Here is a 20331-nt window from a genome sequence, read left to right on the forward strand (position 1 = left end):
CCGGTACCCGTGCTCGACCGCGGCTCTCCCAGCCCGGCGAGACTGCGGGACCAGCGGCCCAGTTGCGTGGTATCGACCGGTTCGTACCCCGGGTCCTGGCGGGTCGCCGCGAGCACCTCGTGGCCGAGCCGCCGGATGCGCTGATGCCGGGTCCAGTGCGCCCGCGCCCATTCCGGCTCGTTGAACGCCGGACCGTCCGGAGCGACCATTCACCCTCTCCTCGCCCGGCTGTTCACTCCTCGGTGACGAAACCCCGCGCGACCATCCAGTCGCGCGCCACCTCCGCGGGCTCACGACCCTCGACATCGACCTGCCGGTTCAGTTCCGTGATCGACTCGTTGGTCAGCAACCGGGAGATGGGTGCCATGACCTCGGCGATCCGCGGATGCGCCTGGGCGAAATCCGCACGCATCACCAGAGCGGCATTGTACTTGGGGAAGAAGGAGCGGTCGTCGAGCAGCAGGACCAGGTCGAGTCCGGGGATACGACCGTCGGTGGCCGCGACCGATCCGAATCCACACTGCGTGGCGTCGGCGGTCGCCTGATAGACCACGGCGTCCTGGACGATCCGCTTGGGCATCTGCCCGCCGTCGATGCCGTAGGCGCGGGTGAGGCCGGGGAAGCCGTCCTGGCGCACATTGAACTCGGTACCCACGCAGATACTCGCCGCGGCGGGGTCGGTGGCGACCAGGCGCGCGTAGTCCGACAGGGTCCAGGTGCCGGTGCGTTCCGCCGTCCGCCGCGCGGTCGCCAGCGCGTAGGTGTTGTTCATGGGTGCCATCGCCGTCCACATCATGTCGTGTGCGGCCAGGTCCGCGTCGCGTACCGCGGCGAACTGGCCCTGTTCGTCCGGGACCGGCTTCTCGTTGCCGAGATAGTTGACCCAGCCGGTGCCGGTGTAGTCGTAGGCGATATCGATTCGACCCTCGACCTGGGCGTCGCGCAGACTGTTGGAGCCCTGGATATTGGTGAGGTCCCGGACTTCGGCCCCGGCCGCGACCAGCGCGTATTCGATGATGTAACCGAGAATGTTCTGTTCGGTGAAATCCTTGGAGCCCACCGTGACGGTGACACCCGCGAGCTCCGGGACCGGGCGGATACTGCCGGGCCCGACCGGGAGCGGTACCGAGCTCCCGGCCTGGAGACCGCATCCGGCCAGCAGCAGTACCACCGCCAGGAGCAGCAGCCGGGACGATCGGACGGCTTTCATCGCAGCCCCCGCGGGCCGAGGAATCGCTCCGCCACCGCGCCCAGCCAGTCCACCAGCAGGGCCAGCGCCACCGCGAGCACCGCGCCGACAACCAGCGTGACATTATCGCGCAGTTTGTAACCGGTATCGATCAGAATCCCCAACCCGCCCGCGCTGACCAGGAACGACAGCGTGGCGGTGCCGACGGCCAGCACCAGCGAGGTGCGCAGGCCGGCCAGAATGTAGGGGACAGCGAGCGGGAATTCGATCCGGCGCAGGACGGTCCCCGCCGACATACCCTGGCCGCGCCCGGCATCCACCAGCGTCGGATCGACTTCCTGGTAGCCGAGGATGGTGTTGCGCAGGACCGGCAGCAGCGAATAGAACGCGATCGGCGCCACCCCGATCCAGAAGCCGGTGGTGCGGGTGGCGAGGTAGAACAGCACGATCAGCCCGATCGCCGGTGCGGAGGCGCCGATATTGGCGATACCGACGACGACCGGCGCGAGCCGACGGTAGCCGGGCCTGGTGAGCAGGGTGCCCAGCGGGACCGCGACCACGACGACGAGCACCACCACCGTGGCGGTGATCAGGATGTGCTGCCAGGTGACGGTGGCGATATTGCCGGCATTGAGGCTCGCCTGCTGGGTGACGGTCAGGTCGCGCCGGAACGCCCACACCAGGACTCCCGTGGTGAGCAGTACGACGAGCACCGGCTGGACCAGCAGCCGGAGCCGGTCGGCGCGCCACTGCGCCGAGTGCCGCCCCGGAACCGCGGATGCCACCAGGGTGGTCATGCCGGCACATCCGTCGCCGTGCCGGTTTCGGTCCGCAGTCCGGCCAGGTGGCCGACCAGTGTGTCGATCGTGATCAGTCCCGCGTACTTTCCGTCCGCGCCGGTGACCACCGCGGTCGCGTTCCGGTCACCGAGCAGCGCCGCCAATCCTTCCTGGAGAGTCGATTCGGCGGGCAGGGTCTCGATCGGGGTCCCGGCCCCGCCGACCGAGTCGGCGTGGGCGAGGTCGGCGACGGTGATCCAGCGCAGCGGCCGCCCCGCGGTGTCGAGCACCAGGGCGCGGGCCCCGCCCCCGATCGCTGCCCGCGCCACCTCGACCGGGGCGTCCTCGGTGACCGTGGCGCATTCCCCGAGCGGAACCTCCCGGATCCGGGTGAGAGTCAGCTGTTTGAGGGCGGCATCGGAGCCGGCGAATCCGGCGACGGTCTCGTCCGCCGGGTCGGCCAGGATCGCGGCCGGCCGGTCGTACTGCAGGACCCGGGAGCGGTCGCCCAGAACCGCGATCCGGTCACCGAGTTTCACCGCCTCGTTGAAATCGTGGGTGACGAACACGATCGTCTTGCCCAGTTCGGCCTGTAACCGGAGCAGTTCGTCCTGGAGCAGGCCCCGGGTGATCGGGTCCACGGCGCCGAAGGGCTCGTCCATCAGCAGGATCGGCGGGTCGGCGGCCAGTGCCCGCGCGACTCCCACCCGCTGCTGCTGCCCGCCGGACAGCCGGCGCGGATACCGGCGCCGGTAGGTTTCGGGATCCAGCCCGACCAGTTCCAGCATCTCGTCGGTGCGCGCGGCGATCCGCTTGCGATCCCAACCGATCAACCCCGGGACTGTCGCGATGTTCCGCGCGACGGTCATATGCGGGAAGAGACCCGCCTGCTGGATGGAGTACCCGATACCGCGGCGTAACCGGTCGGGGTCGATCCCGGCGGCGTCGCGGCCGTCGATGGTCACCGTGCCGGAGGTGGGCTCGATCAGCCGGTTGATCATCCGCATGGTGGTGGTCTTCCCGCAGCCCGACGGTCCGACCAGGACCACGATCTCACCCGCCGGTATGATCATCGATACCGCGTCGACGGCCGGAGCCTGCTGTCCCGGAAACTTTTTGGTGACGGCGTCGAGCACGATCTCGACCCCGGACACCGCCGTCGCGGCGGTGCGGTTCGCCGAATCAGTCACGGATTCCCCTCGAAATGGTGAAATGTCCGACGAGGACGAAGATCCCGTCGAGGACCAGGGCGAGTGCGACGATCAGCACGGTGCCCGTGAGCGCCTGCGGTACCGCGTTGGGGCTGCCGAGCCGGGCCAGCCCGGAGAAGATCAGATTCCCCAGGCCCGGACCCTTCGCGTAGGCGGCCAGGGCCAGAATGCCCATGATCAACTGGGTGCTCACCCGCATCCCGGTCAGGATCGACGGCCAGGCCAACGGCAACTCGATCGCGGCGAGCACCCGCCACCGGTTCATCCCCACCCCGCGCGCGGCATCCACCACCGCGGTATCCACGGCGGAGAGTCCGACGAGAGTGTTGCGCAGGATCGGCAGCAGCGCGTAGAGCACCAGCGCGGTCACCGTCGGCGCGACACCCAGGCCCATCAGGGGAATGAGCAGCCCGAGCAGGGCGAAGGACGGCACCGTCAGGATGGTCCCGGCCGCGGCGGTCGCGGCCGCCGAGCCGAGCGGGCTCCGGTACACCGCGACACCCACGGCCACCGCCACCACCGTCGCGATGAGCAGGGACTGCACGACCGCCGAGACGTGCAGATAGGAGTCGACGAAGAGCTGATGCCGTCGTTCCACGACGAAGCTCCACCACGTATCCAGGATCCGACCTCCCGTTCCGGCCTCCAGCGAGGCTATCGCGACCTCGCCGCGCCCGGACGGGTTTTCCCGGAGGACGTGCGGCCGTCGGGACGGCGACGCGGCGCCCGATTACCGCGGGAGACGGTTCGCACGGTGACGACGGCACACGACGAACGGCCGGATCGGCGCCCCGCGCGGATCAGTTGCGGGCGAGCGCGCGGTCGGTGAGTGCGCCGATGATCGGTGCGAGCGTTTCGGCGTAACCGACGGTGAGGTGGTTGTCGTCGCGGAAGACCAGATTGTCCCCGATGACGAGGGGACAATCGGAAGGGGTGCAGAACAGCGAGGTCAGATCGGCGTATTGTCCGCCACCGCCGATGGTCGCCGCCCGCTCGGCCGCGATACCGGCGTCGTCGAGCGCATCCGGTCGGGCCGGGGCGCAGGCCGCGGCATCGTCGAGATGTCCGGAGAGACATATCGGGACATCGGTGTGCGGGTCGGGGATCGAGCCCAGCACCAGTACGGCCGCGCCGGTCGCGCGCAGCCGGGCGACCAGGCGGTGCAGGCTGTCGATCCAGGCCGGGTCGTAGGAGACGAAGCCGAAGTCGGCACCGTAGCGCCGGGACATGCTCACCACGATCAATCGCGGTCGCTCGGCTTGTAGCCGGGCCACGATCTCGCCGCGCCACTGCTCGCATTCGGTGTACTCCCGGCCCAGGTAGGGACTGGTGATAGGCAGGTCCATCAGCGGGCAGGTGACCTTTGCCATGGTCTCCAGCCGCCAGTGTCGCGTCGCGGTGATCTGCTCGAACGCCGGCTGCCACATCGCGGCATGGGAATCGCCGACCAGGGCCACCGTGGTGGCCGAGTCCGGATCGCCGGAGGCACATTCGGCCTGACCCACATCTCGCCAGGACCGTACACAGCCGTTCACGAACACGTCCGCCTTGCTCCCGGCCGCGTCGGCGAGCGAGGGGGTGAGATTCGAAGGGACAGGGCCGATTGCGGCAGACGCGGCAATAGCGGCCTGCGCTTGGTCGACCTGCTGCCGGACCGCCGCCTCACCGGGGTCCGAAGTCGGTGCGACCGGTGCGACCGGTGCGGTGGGTGCGGTGAGGGCAAGGGCCGGTGCTGCCGTACCGCGGCCGGTCGGCACCGGCGTGAGTACGAGCAGTGCGAGCGCCACGCCGGCGGCGATAACCGTGATCGCGCCGCCACAGGCGAGGCTGCGCGCGGCCGAACCGCGTAGGGGAACGGCGAAACGGGCCGGATTCTCGACCAGCCATAGCGTGAGCATGGCGAGCCCACCCGCGATCGTCACCGCGCCCAGCGAACCACCGAGCCCGAGCGGATGGCCGACCACCCAGGGCGCGAGTAGTAGCACCGGCCAGTGCCACAGGTACCACGAGTAGGACCCGCGGCCGATCGCTCGTATCGGGCCGAATGCCAGCCCGCGTCCGACACCGAACCGTGGAGTCGCACAGCCGGAAATGATCACCAGTACCGTCCCTGCGACGGGCAGCAGCGCGGCGGTTCCGGGATACCGGGTGTGCTCGTCGAACCAGGTGCACGCGGCGATGATCAGCAGCATCCCGACCCAGCCGGCGAGAGCGGCCGGAAATCTCGGCAGCCGGGACCACATCGGCGCCGACAGCGCGATCACGCCCCCGGCGGCCAGCTCCCAGGCCCGGGCGGGCAGCGAGAAGAACGCCCACGATGGGAGCGTGCCGGTCCAGCTCAGCGAGGTCGCGAAGGAGAACGCGGCGACGAGCACGAGAACGACCGGATACGGCCGCGGTAAGGTCGCCCCGGGTCGGCGGCGGCGCGCGACCCACGCCGTCGCGGCGATCAGTACCGGCCAGAGCAGATAGAACTGTTCTTCCACAGCGAGCGACCAGAAGTGTTGAAACGGCGACGGGAGCGTATCGCCGGCCAGGTAGTCGGTGCCGCGCAGTGCGAACCGGTAGTTCCCGGCGTAGAGCGCACTGGCGATTCCGTCGCCGAGTACCCGGCGGGCCTGCAGGGGTGGCAGCAGCACGGCGGCTGCCACCGCGGTGGTGACGAGGACAATACCTGCCGCGGGGAGCAGTCGCCGGGCCCGCGCGCCGTAGAACCGGGCCAGGCCGACAGTGCCCGTGGTCGCCGTTTCGCGATAAAGGATTCCGGTGACGAGAAAGCCGGAAATGACGAAAAAGATATCCACGCCGACGAATCCGCCACCGACCCCGGGCATTCCGGCGTGAAATAGCACGACGGCCACCACGGCGACTGCTCTCAGTCCTTCGATATCGGGCCGAAAGTATCTTCGCGGCACCGCATTATCGCCCCGGTCCGCACGCCGATCACCTAATTCGCTGCCGACCGCCACGGTCATGGGCAGCATTGTTGTCGGTCGTGTCGGTATTGTCACGACAACGCACCGCGTGCGATATTCCTGTTCGGGTTCTCCTGGCCGCGCTCGACGCCATTCCAGAACAACTCGACGAATCCGGGGTGTGTCCGAGCAGCGGTGGAAAGTGTTGTGTCCATGACGGTCGATGCCGTGGCGCGGATGAAAGCCGAGGCTTCTGCCGAGCAGTCGACGGCAACGGAGAGTGGAAAAACTGGCGAATTGTCGAGGATCGAACGCAGTCGCGGCCCTGCCCGAATTCTCATTTCCCCAGGTCGAATCTCCGCGATCGAACGGCCTCTGGCCGCACTGTGCCACGAACACGGCGAATCTTTTGGACGAATCGGCGGAGCAAACGTTCGACACATTTGCCACCTGCGTGGGTCGGAAGGCACGATTACCGGATGAACCGTCCTGTCACCGCTGAGATTCCGAACGGTCCCGTGGAGGTACCCGAGGTGGTCGAGGCGCTCGCCGGTGCCGACACGATAACCCCGGTGTGGCGTAATGAACTCGGAGGTCTGACGTTCCGCCTGGAAGGTGAGGTGATCAGGTACGCCAAATGGGTTGCCGCGGGCACACCGGAGATCGATCTGCTCGGTGAGGCGGAGCGGCTGGGCTGGGCGCGGCAGTGGGTGACCGTTCCCCGAGTCCTCGAGCACGGGGCCGACAACGAGGGCGCGTGGTTGGTCACGGCGGAAGTGGCCGGACGCTCCGCGGTGGAGCCCCGGTGGGTCGCGGAACCGGCGACAGCGGCGGCCGCGATCGGCGCGGGGTTGCGCCTGCTGCACGACCGCCTACCCGTCGACCGATGCCCGTTCGAGTGGAGTGTCGGAACACGACTCGTGCGCGCCGATGAGCGGATCGCCGAAGGGCTGGGACCGGCCGACCGGTCGCCCGAGTATCGGCAGCTGAACGTGGCGGAAGCCCGGGCACGCATCGGCGACCCGCCCACGGTCGACCGGCTCGTCGTCTGCCACGGTGACGCGTGCGTTCCGAACACGTTGTTACACGACGACGGCGGGTTCGCCGCGCATGTGGATCTCGGCTCGCTGGGAGTGGGCGACCGGTGGGCCGACCTCGCGGTCGCGGCATGGAGTACCGAGTGGAATTACGGCCCGGGATACGACGGGATCTTGTACGAGGCGTACGGGGTCGAGCCGGACCCCGAGCGCATCGATTACTACCGCCTGCTGTGGGATATGGCCTGAACATCCGTGCGCCGAGACCGATGAGACCGCTGGTCTCGCGGTCCGGTCCGGCTCCTCCTCATCCCCAGGTGAGGGGGTCGAGGTGCAGGTAGAAGTCCAAGCGGTCCCGGTCCAGGACGAGGCCGTACCTGTTCGCGAACAGGGTGTCCGCGGCCAGCGCCTGTGCCTCGTCCTCCCACGTTTCTCGCGAGTTGGCGAGTAGGAGCGCCAGATCGGCATAACGATCGGCCGATCCGAGACGGCCCAGGTCGATGAATCCGGATACCTTCAGCGTTTCGGGGTCCACGACGATATTGGGCAGGCACAGGTCTCCGTGACAGACGACCGCGTCCACAGCCTCCCGGGCCCGCATCCGCGCGATCTCGGGTTCGAGGCGGGCCAGCAGCTCTTCGGGCGGCGTGTGCTGCTGCTCGACGGGAAGGAACTCCGGGTTCACGGCATCGCGGCCGACGACATCACGTGCCACGGCGACCATCGTGTCGAGGCCACGGTCGAACGGGCACCGTCGCGCCGGTAGGCCGTGCAGCCCGCGCACCGCGGCGGCGATGTGTGGCCAGGCGGCGTGGAGGTCCGCCGCCGATAGTCGATCCGCGGAAACGCCGGGGACGGCACTGGTCACCAGCAGTGCTCCCGCCTGGCCGGAGTGCCATTCGAGCACCCGCGGGCCCGGCACGCGCTGGTCGGCCAGCCACTCCACCCGGTCGTGCTCCGCCTTCAGAACGGCGGCGTCCGCGGCCGGAACGCATTTGGCGTATCGGGTGGCGTCCGCGTTGCGGAAGACTGTGGCGCCCGACTCGCCGGTGGTGACAGGTGACCAGTCTTCGATGCGGTATCCCGCACTCACCAGTAATGTTCGCAGGTCGTGGCCGTCACTCATTCCGGCCACTATAACCAGCCCGGCTCCGCGCTCGTCCGCCCGAAGGCGGCGTCCGGACCTTGTCTCGGAGTCGCCCCTCACGGTGGATGTCCTGTGGCGGCGCGGATCGGGCGTTACGCGGGCCGCGCCCGTTCGAACGCTGCCACGATCGTCGATTTGTTGCGGTCGCAGATATCGTCTCCCGGGCTCGATGGCCTTTCGGTCAGGTACTTATCGGAGGGGATGATGTTGATTCCGATATTGCCACCCGTCTTTTCGGCGAACACGGTGCAGCCTTTTCCGGCCCAGGCGTTCACGGCGACCCGCAGGCCGATCGCGTCGCCGAAGGCCCGTGATTGTGCGTCTTCACCCCATGCCGGGATCGGCTCGTGCATCCAGCTCACCGAGACCAGCCCCGCTGTTTCCGTACCCCAATTGCAGGATTCCGCAACCACTCGGCCGGTCTTGTCGTTGATCGTGCGTTGCGGGGCCAGGCCCGGGGTGCCGAGGATATCCGCCACTTCGTCCGATGTCAGCAAGGCACAAATATCCAGGCCCGAGACCGGGCTCACGCTCGGTGCGGCAGCTGTTGTGGAGTTCGCCGCGCTTGCTGGGCTCGTCGCCGGTGGGGTAGTGGGTGAGGTTCCGTTGTCGGCGCTGGAGCATCCTGCTCCGGCGAGTAGGACCGCGGCCGCGACCGGAGCGATCGCGGCAAGATGCCGTCGGGTGAATCTCGGCAAGCCAGTTCCTTTACGAGTCGGGATAGAGACAGTATCGCCGCCGCAGCCGCCGTTGGCCGCGACCGCGCGTTCCACGCACCATCAGATCTCCGGCGCTGACCGTACCGACCCTGGTGATCCCGGGTATCGACCACCGGCATCCCACACAGTTCGCCGAGGAGTTCGCCGGAGTGCTCCAGAACAGCCGCCTGCAACGCGATGTGTTCCCTGACCTAATCGGTTCCGCAGACGATCCGGCCGCCGCACCGGCGCCCTCGATCCGGAAATTTCTCGGAGACGCTCTCGGTCGCTTCCCACTGTGACGGGAGAGCGCCCGGCTGTGTCAGTCGCCTTTCGCCTCGTAGCGCAGCAGGACCGTGCCGCCCGGGAAGGTGCGGTTCTCCAACAGGCGCAGCGATATCCATGACGGCAGTGTCGGGAAGAACGGCGTGCCGCCGCCCACTGCGGTGGGCGTGAGCATGATCCGGTACTCGTCCACCAGTCCGGCCCGCACAATCGGTGCGGCCAGCGTCGCGCCGGCCACCTCCAGCCTGCCGTCGGTTTCGGCTTTCAGTTTCTTCACCACCTCGACCGGGTCGCCGCGTTCCAGACGGGAGTTCCAGTCGACCGACTCCAGCGTGCGTGAGAACACGACTTTGGGCATATCGCGCCAGATGCGGGCGAAATCGACAGTCCGCGGGGTGGCGTCCGGAGCCTGGTCGGCGGTCGGCCAGTACGCGGACATCAGTTCATAGAGCCGCCGCCCGTAGAACGCCAGGGCGGTCTCCCGCTCGAAGTCGTTCCAGTACTGGAGGAGCTCATCGCTCGGATCGGACCAGTCGAGATTGCCTTGCGCGTCGGCGATGTACCCGTCCACCGAGACGTTGAAGCCATAGATGAGAGTGCCCATGGAGATCAGACTGCTCCGGAGGACAAAACTAATCGCGACGCCACACGGGATTGTCGATTCCTTGTAGAGAGGGCCGGCGCCGGGGCCTCCTGCCTTGATCTGATCTTGTCAGGTGTGCGCGCGGCAGTACCCTCCGCCGGTGCGCTCTTCACTGTTGCGAGGTGGATATCAGCTTCAGGAGATTCTGGGACAATGATCGGGTTGGCGGCCACGGGACCGGAGTTTGTGTATGGTGCCGTCGGAATCGGTCACCAGGGCATCGCTACCGCGGGCTATGAGCACTCCCGCTGTCATCTCCCATTTAGGCCCCGGGGCGGTGACTCCGGCTCGCTGCCTGCCTCGCCTCGACCCCGCTTCGGAGCCAACGCATCGTGGCAGGACAGCGCGGTCCGGCGGGTCACTCGTCGTCGCGGTGCGGGTTGCCTTCGTTGTCCGGAGCATTGCGGGTACTCGGAGTCTGCCCCTTCAACCACCGGAACCCGACCACCACGGCGACCAGTATCGCGATCGCGAGAATGACGAGAAGTTCCATAGCTGCGCGCCTACCCGGGTCCGGCGGCTTCAACCAGCGTGTTGTCGCGGGCCGGTGCGCTCACGCCACGACGCGGACCGTTTTGAGCTCCGGGTCGGTGGCATCGGGGATGTTCAGCCCGATCTCATGGCCGGTGCGCAGATAGTCCAGCACCCCCTGGTCGAGGCGTTCCCCGGGCACCACCACGGAAATACCGGGTGGATAGGGCGTGAGCTGTTCGGCCGCGACCCGGCCGGCTGCCGCCGCCACGGGCACCATCTCGGTGGAGCCGAAGAACGCGTCGCGGGGCGGTATCGCGGTGTCCAGCTGCAGTTCGTGCGGTGTGGGGAGACAGAGATCCTGCGGGGGATTCGCGTCGGTCAGCTGGGCCCGCCAATCGCCGATCGCCTCGATGAGCATATCGGCCGTCTCGTCGTCGTCGGCGTAGGACATGGTCGCGAGGGTCCGCCGGTGATCGCTGAGACCCATATCGATCAAGCGTTCCCGGCGCAGCCAGTCCTCGGCGTCGTAGCCGGTGGCACCGGTCCCGGAGACATCCAGCAGCACCTGGAGCCGATCCAGATCGTGCGAGGCCTCCGCGCCGAGCAGTTCGTTCTCCATGACCTGGATGCCGGGGATACTGTTCAGCTCGGCCCGGGTGCGGCGCGCGGTGCGCAGCGCGGCATCGAGCAGATCGTGTCCGCGCTCGACCATTTGGCGGCGCCATCCGTCCAGTGCCGAATAGATCAGCACATTCGGGCTCGTGGTCATGAGCAGATCGACGCAGTGGCGCAGGCGGACCGGATCCACCAGGTCACCCTGCACGTGGAAGACCGAGCTCTGTTCGAACCCGCCGCCCATTTTGTGCACGCTCACCACACAGATATCGGCGCCCACATCCATCGCCCAGGTCGGCAGGTCGGGGTGGAAGGGCAGATGGGCGCCCCAGGCCTCGTCCACGATGAGGGGTTTGCCGCGTTCGTGGCATACCCGGGCGATCCCCGCGATATCGGCGCAGGTCCCGTACGGGCTGGGACTGACGATCAGCGCGCCTGCCGCGTCCGGGTATTTCTCCCACGCCTGACGGACCTGCTCCGGCGACGGCGGATGCGACAGATGGCGTTCGGCATCCCAGCGCGGGGTGATCCAGCGCGGCAGCACACCCGAGAAGATGAGCCCGGCCGCGATCGATTTGTGGCTGTCGCGGGCCACCAGCAAGCCGTTGTCGCTACCGCCCGCGACGGCCATCATGGCCGCCTTCACCGACAGCGAGCTGCCACAGGTGGCGAAGAAGGTCTGGTCCGCGCCCACCGCGTCGGCCATCAGCTCCTCGGCGCGGGACAGGTAGCCACCGCGGGCCAAGCGGTCGTCGACGCCCGGGGCGGCCAGCACATCGGCGCGGAACACGTCCGCGCCGATGATCGCCGCCACCCTTTCGTCCACGCCACGCCCCCGGCGATGCCCCGGGGGCGTGAAGCCGTACCGGCCGAGCCGCTGATATTCGCCGAGCGCGTCGAGCAACGGCGCTCGTGAGTGGTCCATGCGGCGCTCAGTGGCCACGTGGCTCGCGCAGGGTCGCGCCTTCTTCGAGTTTGACGCGGCGGTGTTCGGCGACCACGATCAGCCCGCCGGCGATCAGGCAGATCACGCCGATGATTCCGGCGATCACCGCCCAGCCGGCGAAGCCGTAACCGGCGGCGGTGAGGGTCAGCGCCACCAGGACGATGCCGATGGCGCCGAGAATGATGCCCGGCCAGTTGCGGCGGTCTTCGATGGTTTCTCCGGCGTGCGAACGGGTCGTCCGTGCGTTGTCGGGGAAACGATGCTCACTCGGGGGATGGCTCGGATTCGAATCGTTGTTTCCGGCGACCATGGTCATGTCCTTCCTGTCGAGCCTGCGACCAGGGACGTTGCCCCGAATACCCGCTGAACGGCGGTTGAATCACCGGCGCGGGGGCGGGCCTTGTCCAATTCACCCGGCCGGGAAAGGGGGCGGCGGGACCGGGTGCCCGGGGTCGGGGAGGGGTGGGCGGTCCGGCGCCGGCCCGGGTGCGGGCGGTTCGGGTGGTACCGGCGGTGGCTCCGGGGACGGGCTGGGGACGGGCGGTTGTGGCTCCGGAGGCCGGCCCGGGAGCGGCGGTTGCGGCTCCGGCGCGGGACCGGGGACCGGCGGTTGCGGCTCCCGGGGCCGGGGTTCGGGCGGGGGAGTGGGCAGCGGCGGCGTGGGTTCGGGATCCGGCGCCGGATGCGGTTCCGGAAAGGGACGCTGTGGGTCGGTGGCGCGCATGGTGATCGTGCTCCTGTCGCGGGTGCTGGGGCCGGTCGCGCGACGCGGTTTCCGGCTGCCCACCCGCGATACCCGCCGCGGGCCGGGCGAATCAGCGTGCGGGAGTAATCCGCGCGTCGTGGCGGGACGACGGTCGACGTCGGGACCGCACCGGGTGACTATGCTGTGAGGGCATCGCTCGAGTACCGATCCGTCTCGAAAGGTCTCCATGCCGCGAATCGCGACCTCCACCATCGTCGACAAGGCCGACCTGCTGGCATTCCTCGGTTCGCGCCATCACGGCGTGCTGGTCACCACCCGCGCCGACGGCCGCCCGCAGATGTCACCGGTGACCTGTGGGCTGGATCCGCAGGGCCGGATCGTTGTATCCACCTACCCGAGCCGGGCCAAGACCCGCAATATCCGCCGCGAACCGCAGGTGTCGATCTGTGTCCTCTCCGACGAGTTCGACGACGCCTATGTGCAGGTGGACGGCCGAGCCGAGATACTCGATATGCCGGAGGCGCTCGACGGTCTGGTCGACTACTTCCGCGGTATCGCCGGTGAGCACCCGGACTGGGACGAATACCGGGCCGCGATGGCGCGCCAGGGCAAATCGCTCATCCGCATCGATATCGAGCGCTGGGGGCCGATCGCCACGGGCGGCTTCCCACCCGAGGTCGATACCGCCGGCTGAACGCCGGCCCAGGGGCCGCGCCCGCCCCTCCGGACTTCGCGGGTCGTTCGGGGCGGTCCTGCCGTCAGGGCGCGGCGGTGCCGATCCGTCGTCCCGCCGCCCGTATGGCCCCGGTGTCGGAGGCCACGATGACCTCGGCGAAATGGGACCGGTAGTCACCCAGATCGTCACCGACCGAACCCACCACCGCGTACACCGGGGTGGTGCCGGCCCGCCCGAGAATCGCCGAGATGATCTTGCCGGCCCGGGTCTGCCCGTCCAGCCGCCCTTCTCCGACGACGATCGTGCTCGCCTGCGCGGCCAGGGTGTCGAAACCAGCGCTGTCGAGCACGTAGTCCGCGCCGGAGCGTAATTCGGCCCCGTACTGTGCCCACATGCCGCCGGAGAATCCTCCGGCGGCTCCGGTCGCGTCGACTCCGGACGGATCGCGGGGCAGGGTACGCGCGGTTTCGGCGAGCCGCCGAGTCAACAGTTCGACAGTGGCCGGGTCGGCGCCCTTCTGTGGTCCGAACACCCGGGCCGCGTCCACATAGCGGGTGGTGACATCGGTGAGCACAGTAATCGAAGCCCCGCCGAGACCGCCGGCGTCCTCGATGGCCGCGATCGCTCCCACACCACCGTCGGTGGTGGCCGATCCGCCCGCGGTGACCACGATCCGCCACGCCCCGCGCCGCACCGCCGCGGCGATGAGCATGCCGGTGCCGTAGGTGTTCGCGGCGACCGGATCGCGCGGACCGCTGTGCGCAGTGGTGATACCGCTGGCTGCGGCGATCTCGATCACCGCCACGCCGTCGTCGGACAACCCGAAGGTGGCCTCACCGGGGACACCCCACGGATTGCGGGCCGCGACCGTCACCGGGTGGAGGCCCAGCGGCCCGGTGAGTGCGGCGAGGGTGCCTTCACCGCCGTCGGCGACCGGGAGGCGTACCGCGGACGCGCCTGTTTCCTCGGCGCCCCCGGCGATGGCGTCGGCGACCTCGGCGGCGGTGTAGGTGCCTTTGAAACTGTCGGGACAGACCAGGATCGTCACGCGGTCACCGCGCGGACCCGGACGAGCGCCCGAGTCCCGGAGTACGGTGTCGTTCGCACCCGATGGCGGCCGCCACCGTAATCCGGTTTTCCATCGTGCCGGAGCCGCGGTCGTCGGCCGGGCCGCAACGTGCACATCCTCATGCCGCCCGACTCTAGCGCTCGTCGGCGGCCCCGGATGCCCGGTCCACCGGGCATCCGGGGCCGCGATCCCGGAGATCGTCGCGGCCCCGACCCTGGTCAGCGGGCGGCGCCGACACCCTTTTCGACCCGATCGCCCAGCTCTTTGTCGACGTTGCGCCAGTACTCGAAGGCGCGCTGCAGCACCGGATCGCTCACGCCGTCCAGCAGATGGCCGACGATATTGCTCACCAGCCGCTCCCGGGCGGCGTCGTCGAGCACCTCACGGACCATGGTGCCGGCCTGGCCCCAATCGTCGTCCTCGGCGTGCAGCGTGTACGCGGTGCGAACCAGATCGCCGTCGGTATGCCAGCCCGCGGGTTCGCCGTACCGGTCGATATCGGGGCGCGGACCACCCTTGGAGTTCGGCGTGTACACCGGATCGGTCACCGGATGGATGCGCATCGCGCCGTCTTTGCTGTAGCTGTGTACCGGGGTGTGCGGCGCGTTCACCGGGATCTGCTGGTAATTCGCCCCCAGCCGGGCCCGGTGGGCGTCGGCGTAGGAGAAGATCCGGGCCAGCAGCATCTTGTCCGGGCTCGGGCCGATTCCGGGTACCAGATTGTTCGGCTGGAACGCCGCCTGTTCGATCTCGGTGTGATTATCGATGGGATTGCGGTTCAGCGTCATCCGCCCGACCTCGATCAGCGGGTAGTCGCCGTGCGGCCACACCTTGGTGAGATCGAAGGGATTGAACCGGTAGTCCTGCGCTTCCTCGAACGGCATGATCTGCATATACAGCGTCCAGCTCGGGTACTCACCCCGATCGATCGACTCGTAGAGATCGCGCATGTGGAAATCGCTGTCGGCGCCGGCGAGCCGGTCGGCTTCCTCCTGCGTGAGGAAATCGATGCCCTGGTCGGTTTTGAAGTGGTACTTGACCCAGAACCTCTCGCCGGCGGCATTCACCCACATGTAGGTGTGGCTGGAATAGCCGTTCATATGCCGCCACGTCTTGGGGATCCCGCGATCGCCCATCAACCAGGTGACCTGGTGGGCCGACTCCGGTGACAGCGTCCAGAAATCCCACTGCATATCGTGATCGCGCAGGTTGTTGTCGGCGCGGCGCTTCTGGGAGCGGATGAAGTGCTGGAACTTCATCGGGTCGCGCATGAAGAACACCGGGGTGTTGTTGCCGACCATGTCGTAGTTGCCCTCGCCGGTGTAGAAGCGCAACGCGAAACCGCGCGGGTCGCGCCAGGTGTCCGGGCTGCCCCGTTCCCCCGCGACCGTGGAGAACCGGGCGACCATCTCGGTCTCGGTACCGGGCTGGAAAACCGCCGCCTTGGTATAGGCGCTGACATCGCCGGTGACCACGAAGCGCCCGAAGGCGCCACTACCCTTCGCGTGCGGCTGGCGCTCCGGAATACGCTCCCGGTTGAACTGGGCCATCTGTTCGATGAGGTAGTGGTCCTGGAGCAGTATGGGGCCGTTCGGGCCGACGGTGAGCGAATGCTCGTCGCTCTCGACCGGGATACCGGCATCGGTGGTCAGGATCTCGGGCTGTTCACTGGTCATGCTCTCGGCGTCTCCTTCCGGGCGAATGGTCCGGCTCCGGGGCTGCGGAGCCGGGGACCTGATCGCGTGGCCGGATCGAGCGCGAGGAGGAGTTCCTGACCCGGACCGTCCACACACTGTCGCTTTCCCAGAATGTCACGGGGCAATCGGGAAAGCTGGAAAGAGACCTTCGACACGGGAAAACACTGGTCAGAAGGGGTCGGTCGGAGTAAGGGCCCCGGGGCGGCACGGCCGGCCCCGGGACCGGTGTTCAGGCGTGCAGCAGGGCCGACGCCCGGTCGGCGATCTCGGTGCCGACCTCGGTGGTGGTGGCCGTACCGCCCAGATCTGGGGTGCGCGGGCCGCCGTTGCCGAGGACATCGGTGACCGCTCGGTCGACCGCGTCCGCCGCGACGTGCTCGCCCAGATGGTCGAGCAGCATGGCGCCCGCCAGGATCTGCGCCACCGGGTTGGCGATGCCCTGACCCGCGATATCGGGCGCGCTGCCGTGAACCGCCTCGAACATCGACGGCGCGTCCCGGGCGGGGTTGATATTGCCGGAGGGGGCCAGCCCGAGTCCGCCGGTGACGGCCGCGGCGAGGTCGGAGAGGATATCGCCGAAGAGGTTGGAGCCGACGATCACATCGAGCCGGTCCGGATGCAGCACGATCTCGGCGGCCAGTGCGTCGACGTGCATCTGCCGGGTCTGCACGGCCGGGTACTCCGCGGCGATCCGCTCGAAGATCTCGTCCCAGTAGGGCATGGAGTGGATGAGACCGTTCGATTTCGTGGCCGAGCAGACGCGGCCCGTGCGTTCGGTCGCCCGGTCGAAGGCGTACCGGATGATCCGTTCGCAGCCGACTCGGGTGAAAACCGATTCCTGCAGGACGAATTCGTCCGGCCGGCCGGGATTGTGCCGGCCGCCGATCTCGGAGTACTCGCCCTCGGAGTTCTCGCGCACGATGAGCAGGTCCAGATCGGCGGCGGTGCGGTCGCGTAGTGCCGAGGTGGTGCCGGGCAGTAGCCGCACCGGGCGCAGATTGACGTACTGGCCGAAAGCCCGGCGCAGCGGGATGAGCAGACCCCACAGCGAGATATGGTCGGGCACACCCGGGAAACCGACGGCGCCGAGCAGGATCGCGTCGAATCCGGCGAGGCGCTCCGGTCCGTCGGCGGGCATCATCGCGCCGGTGCGCAGGTAGTTCTCGCAGGACCAGTCGAATTCGGTCCATTCGATGCCGGGCAGTACCCGGTCGAGAACTTTCACCGCCTCGGCGGTCACGTCGACGCCGATACCGTCGCCCGGGATCGTCGCGATCCGATAGAAAGTCACAGTGGCACTCCGATGTATTTGATCTCGAGGAATTCGTCGATGCCGACCAGGCCGCCCTCGCGGCCGAGACCGGATTCTTTCACCCCGCCGAACGGCGCGGCCGGATTGGAGACGACACCCTGATTCAGGCCGACCATTCCGGTGTCGAGCGCTTCGCTGATCCGCAGCCCGCGCCGCAGACCCTCGGTGTAGACGTAGCTCACCAGACCGTAGGGGGTGTCGTTGGCGCGGGCGACGGCCTCCTCCTCGGTCTCGAAGGTGGCGATACTCGCGACCGGCCCGAACACCTCGGTATGGCAGATCTGTGCCGCGTCGGGGACGTCCACCAGGACGGTGGCGGGGTAGAAGTGTCCGGGACCGTCGAGCGGTTCACCGCCCAGCAGGACGCGGGCGCCGCGGGTCCGGGCGTCGGCGACCAGTTCGGTCACCTTGGTCACCGCGTCGGCATCGATCAGCGGGCCTACCACGACCCCGGGTTCGGTGCCGCGGCCCAACGGTAGCTCGCCCATCCGTGCGGCCAGCCGCTCCGCGAATTCGGCGGCCACCCCGCGCTGGACGAGGAATCGGTTCGCCGCAGTGCAGGCCTGCCCGATATTGCGCATCTTCGCCGCCATCGCCCCGTCGACCGCCGCGTCCAGGTCGGCATCGTCGAAGACGAGGAACGGGGCGTTGCCGCCCAGCTCCATCGAGGTCCGCATGACGGTGCGCGCGCACTGCTCGAGCAGTTTCTTGCCCACCGCGGTCGAACCGGTGAAGGACAGTTTGCGCGAGCGCGGGTCGTCGATGAGCGGCGTCATCAGCGCGCCCGGATCCGAGGTGGTCACCACGTTCACCACTCCGGCCGGAACACCGGCCTCGTGCAGGATCCGCGCCAGCGCCAGGGTGCACAGCGGGGTCTGTTCGGCGGGTTTGACCACGCTGGTGCACCCGGCGGCGAGGGCGGGCCCGATCTTGCGAGCGCCCATGGCCATCGGGAAGTTCCAGGGGGTGATGAGCAGGCTCGGCCCGACGGGCTGTTTGGTGACCAGGAACCGGGCACCCCCGCCCGGCGCGGGCATGTATCCACCGTCGAGGCGCACGGCCTCCTCGGCGAACCAGCGGAAGAACTCCGCGGCATAGGTGATCTCGCCGCGGGCTTCCGTCAGCGGCTTCCCCATTTCGAGTGTCGCGATCAGGGCGAGCCGGTCGGCATCGTCGAGCAGTAGGCGATGGGCGCGCATGAGGATCTCGCTGCGCTCGCGGGGCGCGGTGCGCGCCCAGCCGGCCTGGGCGGCCGCGGCGGCGTCCAGCGCGGCCCGCCCGTCCTCGGGGGTGGCGTCGGCGACCTCGCGCAGCAGCTGTCCGGTCGCCGGATCGAGGACGGGCATGGTCTTCGCGGTCTCGCGGGTGCGGCCGTCGATGAACAGGCCGGTGGGTACCGACTCGACGGCTTCCCGTTCGGCGGCGGTGAGTGTGGCTTCCGTGAGCACGGTGGGACGCTCCTCCCTGACAGTGGCCGGTCGAGCCTGGCCGGATTGTCGACAATCCTACAATAGGGGCGAGTTCTCGTGGTGGGGAAGGCTCCGATTGCGCGGCAGGTGACGTCACGGCGAAAATCCAACCCTTTAGTACTGTTAACTACTCCGTTGCCGAGGGGTGACCCGGCGCTTGCGCCGGCCGGACAGACTTTTCGCGGCGGAGTGAGAACAGGGAATGTGAGTGCTGGATGGTCGTCGATCACGGGGTCGCGCAGAAAACCTTACGTCCCGGGGATTTCCCGGATCAGCGTGGCCGATTCGGCCGATTCGGCGGTAGATACGTTCCCGAGGGGCTCATGGCCGCCCTGCTCGAACTGGAACGCGCATACGATGCGGCCCGCGCCGATCCGGCGTTCGTCCGGGAGCTGACCGGTCTGTCGCGCAGCCGGGTCGGCCGGCCAACCCTGCTGCACCGGGTACCGCGGTTCGCCGCGCGGCTGGGTGCACCGGCGCCGACGGTCTATCTCAAACGGGAGGATATGGCCCACACCGGTTCGCACAAGATCAACAACGCCCTCGGGCAGGGGTTGCTGGCCCGGCGCATGGGCAAACGCCGAATCGTTGCCGAGACCGGGGCGGGACAACACGGAGTGGCAGTCGCGACCGTGGGGGCGATGCTCGGTTTGAGCTGCACCATCTATATGGGTGCCGTCGATATGGAACGGCAGCGGGCGAATGTGATCCGGATGCGCCTGCTCGGCGCCGAGGTGCGGGCGGTGGAAACCGGGAACCGGCGGATCAAGGAGGCGATCACCGAATCGGTCCGCGACTGGGTGTCGCAGGTGGACACCACCCACTACCTGCTGGGTAGCGCGGCCGGGCCTACTCCCTATCCGCGGATCGTGCGGGATTTCCAGCACCCCATCGGGGCGGAGGCGCGGTCCCAGATCCTGACCGCCGAGGGTCGACTACCCGACTATGTCATCGCCTGTGTCGGCGGCGGCAGCAATGCTCTCGGCGCGTTCCGCCCCTTCGTCGCCGACCCGGGGGTGCGGTTGCTCGGTGCGGAGGCCGCCGGGCGCGGAATACAGACCGGCGCGCACGCGGCGTCGCTGACCGCCGGCAGTCCCGGCGAGATCGACGGTACGTTCAGCCTCCTGCTGCAGGACGACGACGGTCAGATCGCCGGGACGCATAGTGTCGCCGCCGGCCTGGACTACCCGGGTGTGGGCCCGGAGCTCAGTCATCTGGAGGACAGCGGCCGCCTGACCGCGGTCCCGGTCACCGATGCGCTCGCGTTACGCGGTATGGAAGCCCTCGGGCACAGCGAGGGCATCATCCCCGCCCTGGAATCCGCGCACGCGGTGGGGTGCCTGCTCGAGCTGGCCGAGCGCGGTGACCTGGCCGCCGGTTCGGTGGTCCTGCTGTGCCTGTCCGGGCGTGGCGACAAGGACCTCGAGATCGCGGCACAGCAACTGGGACTCGGCTGACCCTCC

The 20331-nt window shown here is 68.6% G+C and carries 18 protein-coding genes; 3 read left to right on the top strand and 15 right to left on the bottom strand.

What is annotated here, in order from left to right; translation table 11 throughout:
• Positions 1 to 232 precede the first annotated feature (232 nt).
• From ACQPYS_RS10285 to ACQPYS_RS10305, 5 genes are all read right to left on the bottom strand, one after another.
• Positions 233 to 1210, bottom strand: coding sequence for a glycine betaine ABC transporter substrate-binding protein (locus ACQPYS_RS10285; RefSeq protein ID WP_433492408.1), 978 nt, complete (start codon positions 1208 to 1210; stop codon positions 233 to 235).
• Positions 1207 to 1986, bottom strand: a complete 780-nt coding sequence (locus ACQPYS_RS10290) for an ABC transporter permease (protein ID WP_063036015.1) — start codon at positions 1984 to 1986, stop codon at positions 1207 to 1209. Before ACQPYS_RS10290 ends, ACQPYS_RS10285 begins: the two co-directional genes overlap by 4 nt.
• Positions 1983 to 3158, bottom strand: a complete 1176-nt coding sequence (locus tag ACQPYS_RS10295) for an ABC transporter ATP-binding protein (protein WP_433492409.1) — start codon at positions 3156 to 3158, stop codon at positions 1983 to 1985. Before ACQPYS_RS10295 ends, ACQPYS_RS10290 begins: the two co-directional genes overlap by 4 nt.
• Positions 3151 to 3801 carry an ABC transporter permease gene (locus ACQPYS_RS10300; protein ID WP_063036017.1) on the bottom strand — a complete coding sequence of 217 codons (651 nt, stop codon included), beginning with the start codon at positions 3799 to 3801 and terminating at the stop codon, positions 3151 to 3153. Before ACQPYS_RS10300 ends, ACQPYS_RS10295 begins: the two co-directional genes overlap by 8 nt.
• A 178-nt stretch (positions 3802 to 3979) precedes the next feature.
• Positions 3980 to 6154: an acyltransferase family protein gene (locus ACQPYS_RS10305; protein ID WP_433492410.1), complete on the bottom strand. Its 2175-nt coding sequence runs from the start codon at positions 6152 to 6154 to the stop codon at positions 3980 to 3982.
• A 419-nt stretch (positions 6155 to 6573) separates the two neighbouring features.
• Between ACQPYS_RS10305 and ACQPYS_RS10310 the strand changes: the two genes are divergently transcribed.
• Positions 6574 to 7380 (top strand): aminoglycoside 3'-phosphotransferase, encoded by an 807-nt coding sequence (locus ACQPYS_RS10310; protein ID WP_433492411.1) that lies wholly within the window; start codon positions 6574 to 6576, stop codon positions 7378 to 7380.
• Positions 7381 to 7438: 58 nt separating this feature from the next.
• On the opposite strand, the gene ACQPYS_RS10315 is transcribed toward ACQPYS_RS10310, so the two are convergent.
• The 6 genes from ACQPYS_RS10315 to ACQPYS_RS10340 all read right to left on the bottom strand — a co-directional run bounded on the left by ACQPYS_RS10315 (position 7439) and on the right by ACQPYS_RS10340 (position 12255).
• The gene (locus tag ACQPYS_RS10315; protein WP_433492412.1) at positions 7439 to 8257 is read right to left on the bottom strand and encodes an APH(3'') family aminoglycoside O-phosphotransferase; all 819 of its coding nucleotides are present in this window, start codon (positions 8255 to 8257) and stop codon (positions 7439 to 7441) included.
• Between the two features lie 113 nt (positions 8258 to 8370).
• The gene (locus ACQPYS_RS10320) at positions 8371 to 9051 is read right to left on the bottom strand and encodes a DUF3558 family protein (protein WP_433492413.1); all 681 of its coding nucleotides are present in this window, start codon (positions 9049 to 9051) and stop codon (positions 8371 to 8373) included.
• 247 nt (positions 9052 to 9298) lie between these two features.
• A complete protein-coding gene (locus ACQPYS_RS10325) occupies positions 9299 to 9865 on the bottom strand; it encodes a dihydrofolate reductase family protein (RefSeq protein WP_431941421.1) in 567 nt (188 codons plus the stop codon).
• Between the two features lie 397 nt (positions 9866 to 10262).
• Positions 10263 to 10397: a hypothetical protein gene (locus tag ACQPYS_RS10330; protein ID WP_281179733.1), complete on the bottom strand. Its 135-nt coding sequence runs from the start codon at positions 10395 to 10397 to the stop codon at positions 10263 to 10265.
• 60 nt (positions 10398 to 10457) lie between these two features.
• Positions 10458 to 11918: an aminotransferase class I/II-fold pyridoxal phosphate-dependent enzyme gene (locus ACQPYS_RS10335; RefSeq protein WP_433492414.1), complete on the bottom strand. Its 1461-nt coding sequence runs from the start codon at positions 11916 to 11918 to the stop codon at positions 10458 to 10460.
• 7 nt (positions 11919 to 11925) lie between these two features.
• Complete coding sequence (locus ACQPYS_RS10340) at positions 11926 to 12255, bottom strand: hypothetical protein (protein WP_433492415.1); 330 nt, start codon at positions 12253 to 12255, stop codon at positions 11926 to 11928.
• A gap of 616 nt (positions 12256 to 12871) precedes the next feature.
• Here ACQPYS_RS10340 and ACQPYS_RS10345 point away from each other — a divergent pair.
• Entirely contained in the window at positions 12872 to 13339 is a 468-nt protein-coding gene (locus ACQPYS_RS10345; protein WP_063036023.1) for a PPOX class F420-dependent oxidoreductase, read from the top strand.
• A 64-nt stretch (positions 13340 to 13403) separates the two neighbouring features.
• On the opposite strand, the gene ACQPYS_RS10350 is transcribed toward ACQPYS_RS10345, so the two are convergent.
• The 4 genes from ACQPYS_RS10350 to ACQPYS_RS10365 all read right to left on the bottom strand — a co-directional run bounded on the left by ACQPYS_RS10350 (position 13404) and on the right by ACQPYS_RS10365 (position 18745).
• Complete coding sequence (locus tag ACQPYS_RS10350) at positions 13404 to 14369, bottom strand: glycerate kinase (RefSeq protein WP_433492416.1); 966 nt, start codon at positions 14367 to 14369, stop codon at positions 13404 to 13406.
• A gap of 239 nt (positions 14370 to 14608) precedes the next feature.
• A complete protein-coding gene (locus ACQPYS_RS10355) occupies positions 14609 to 16066 on the bottom strand; it encodes a catalase (protein ID WP_063036024.1) in 1458 nt (485 codons plus the stop codon).
• A 250-nt stretch (positions 16067 to 16316) separates the two neighbouring features.
• On the bottom strand, positions 16317 to 17378 hold the full coding sequence (locus ACQPYS_RS10360; protein WP_433492417.1) for a tartrate dehydrogenase: 1062 nt from the start codon (positions 17376 to 17378) through the stop codon (positions 16317 to 16319).
• Positions 17375 to 18745 carry an NAD-dependent succinate-semialdehyde dehydrogenase gene (locus ACQPYS_RS10365; RefSeq protein ID WP_431941437.1) on the bottom strand — a complete coding sequence of 457 codons (1371 nt, stop codon included), beginning with the start codon at positions 18743 to 18745 and terminating at the stop codon, positions 17375 to 17377. The genes ACQPYS_RS10360 and ACQPYS_RS10365 overlap by 4 nt, the downstream gene beginning before the upstream one ends.
• Before the next feature lie 338 nt (positions 18746 to 19083).
• On the opposite strand from ACQPYS_RS10365, the gene trpB reads away from it, so the two are divergent.
• Positions 19084 to 20325, top strand: coding sequence for a tryptophan synthase subunit beta (gene trpB / locus ACQPYS_RS10370; protein ID WP_431941415.1), 1242 nt, complete (start codon positions 19084 to 19086; stop codon positions 20323 to 20325).
• Positions 20326 to 20331 lie beyond the last annotated feature (6 nt).

Origin of the sequence: Nocardia grenadensis, assembly GCF_050942415.1 — a bacterium.
In the GTDB taxonomy this organism is placed as follows: domain Bacteria; phylum Actinomycetota; class Actinomycetes; order Mycobacteriales; family Mycobacteriaceae; genus Nocardia; species Nocardia grenadensis.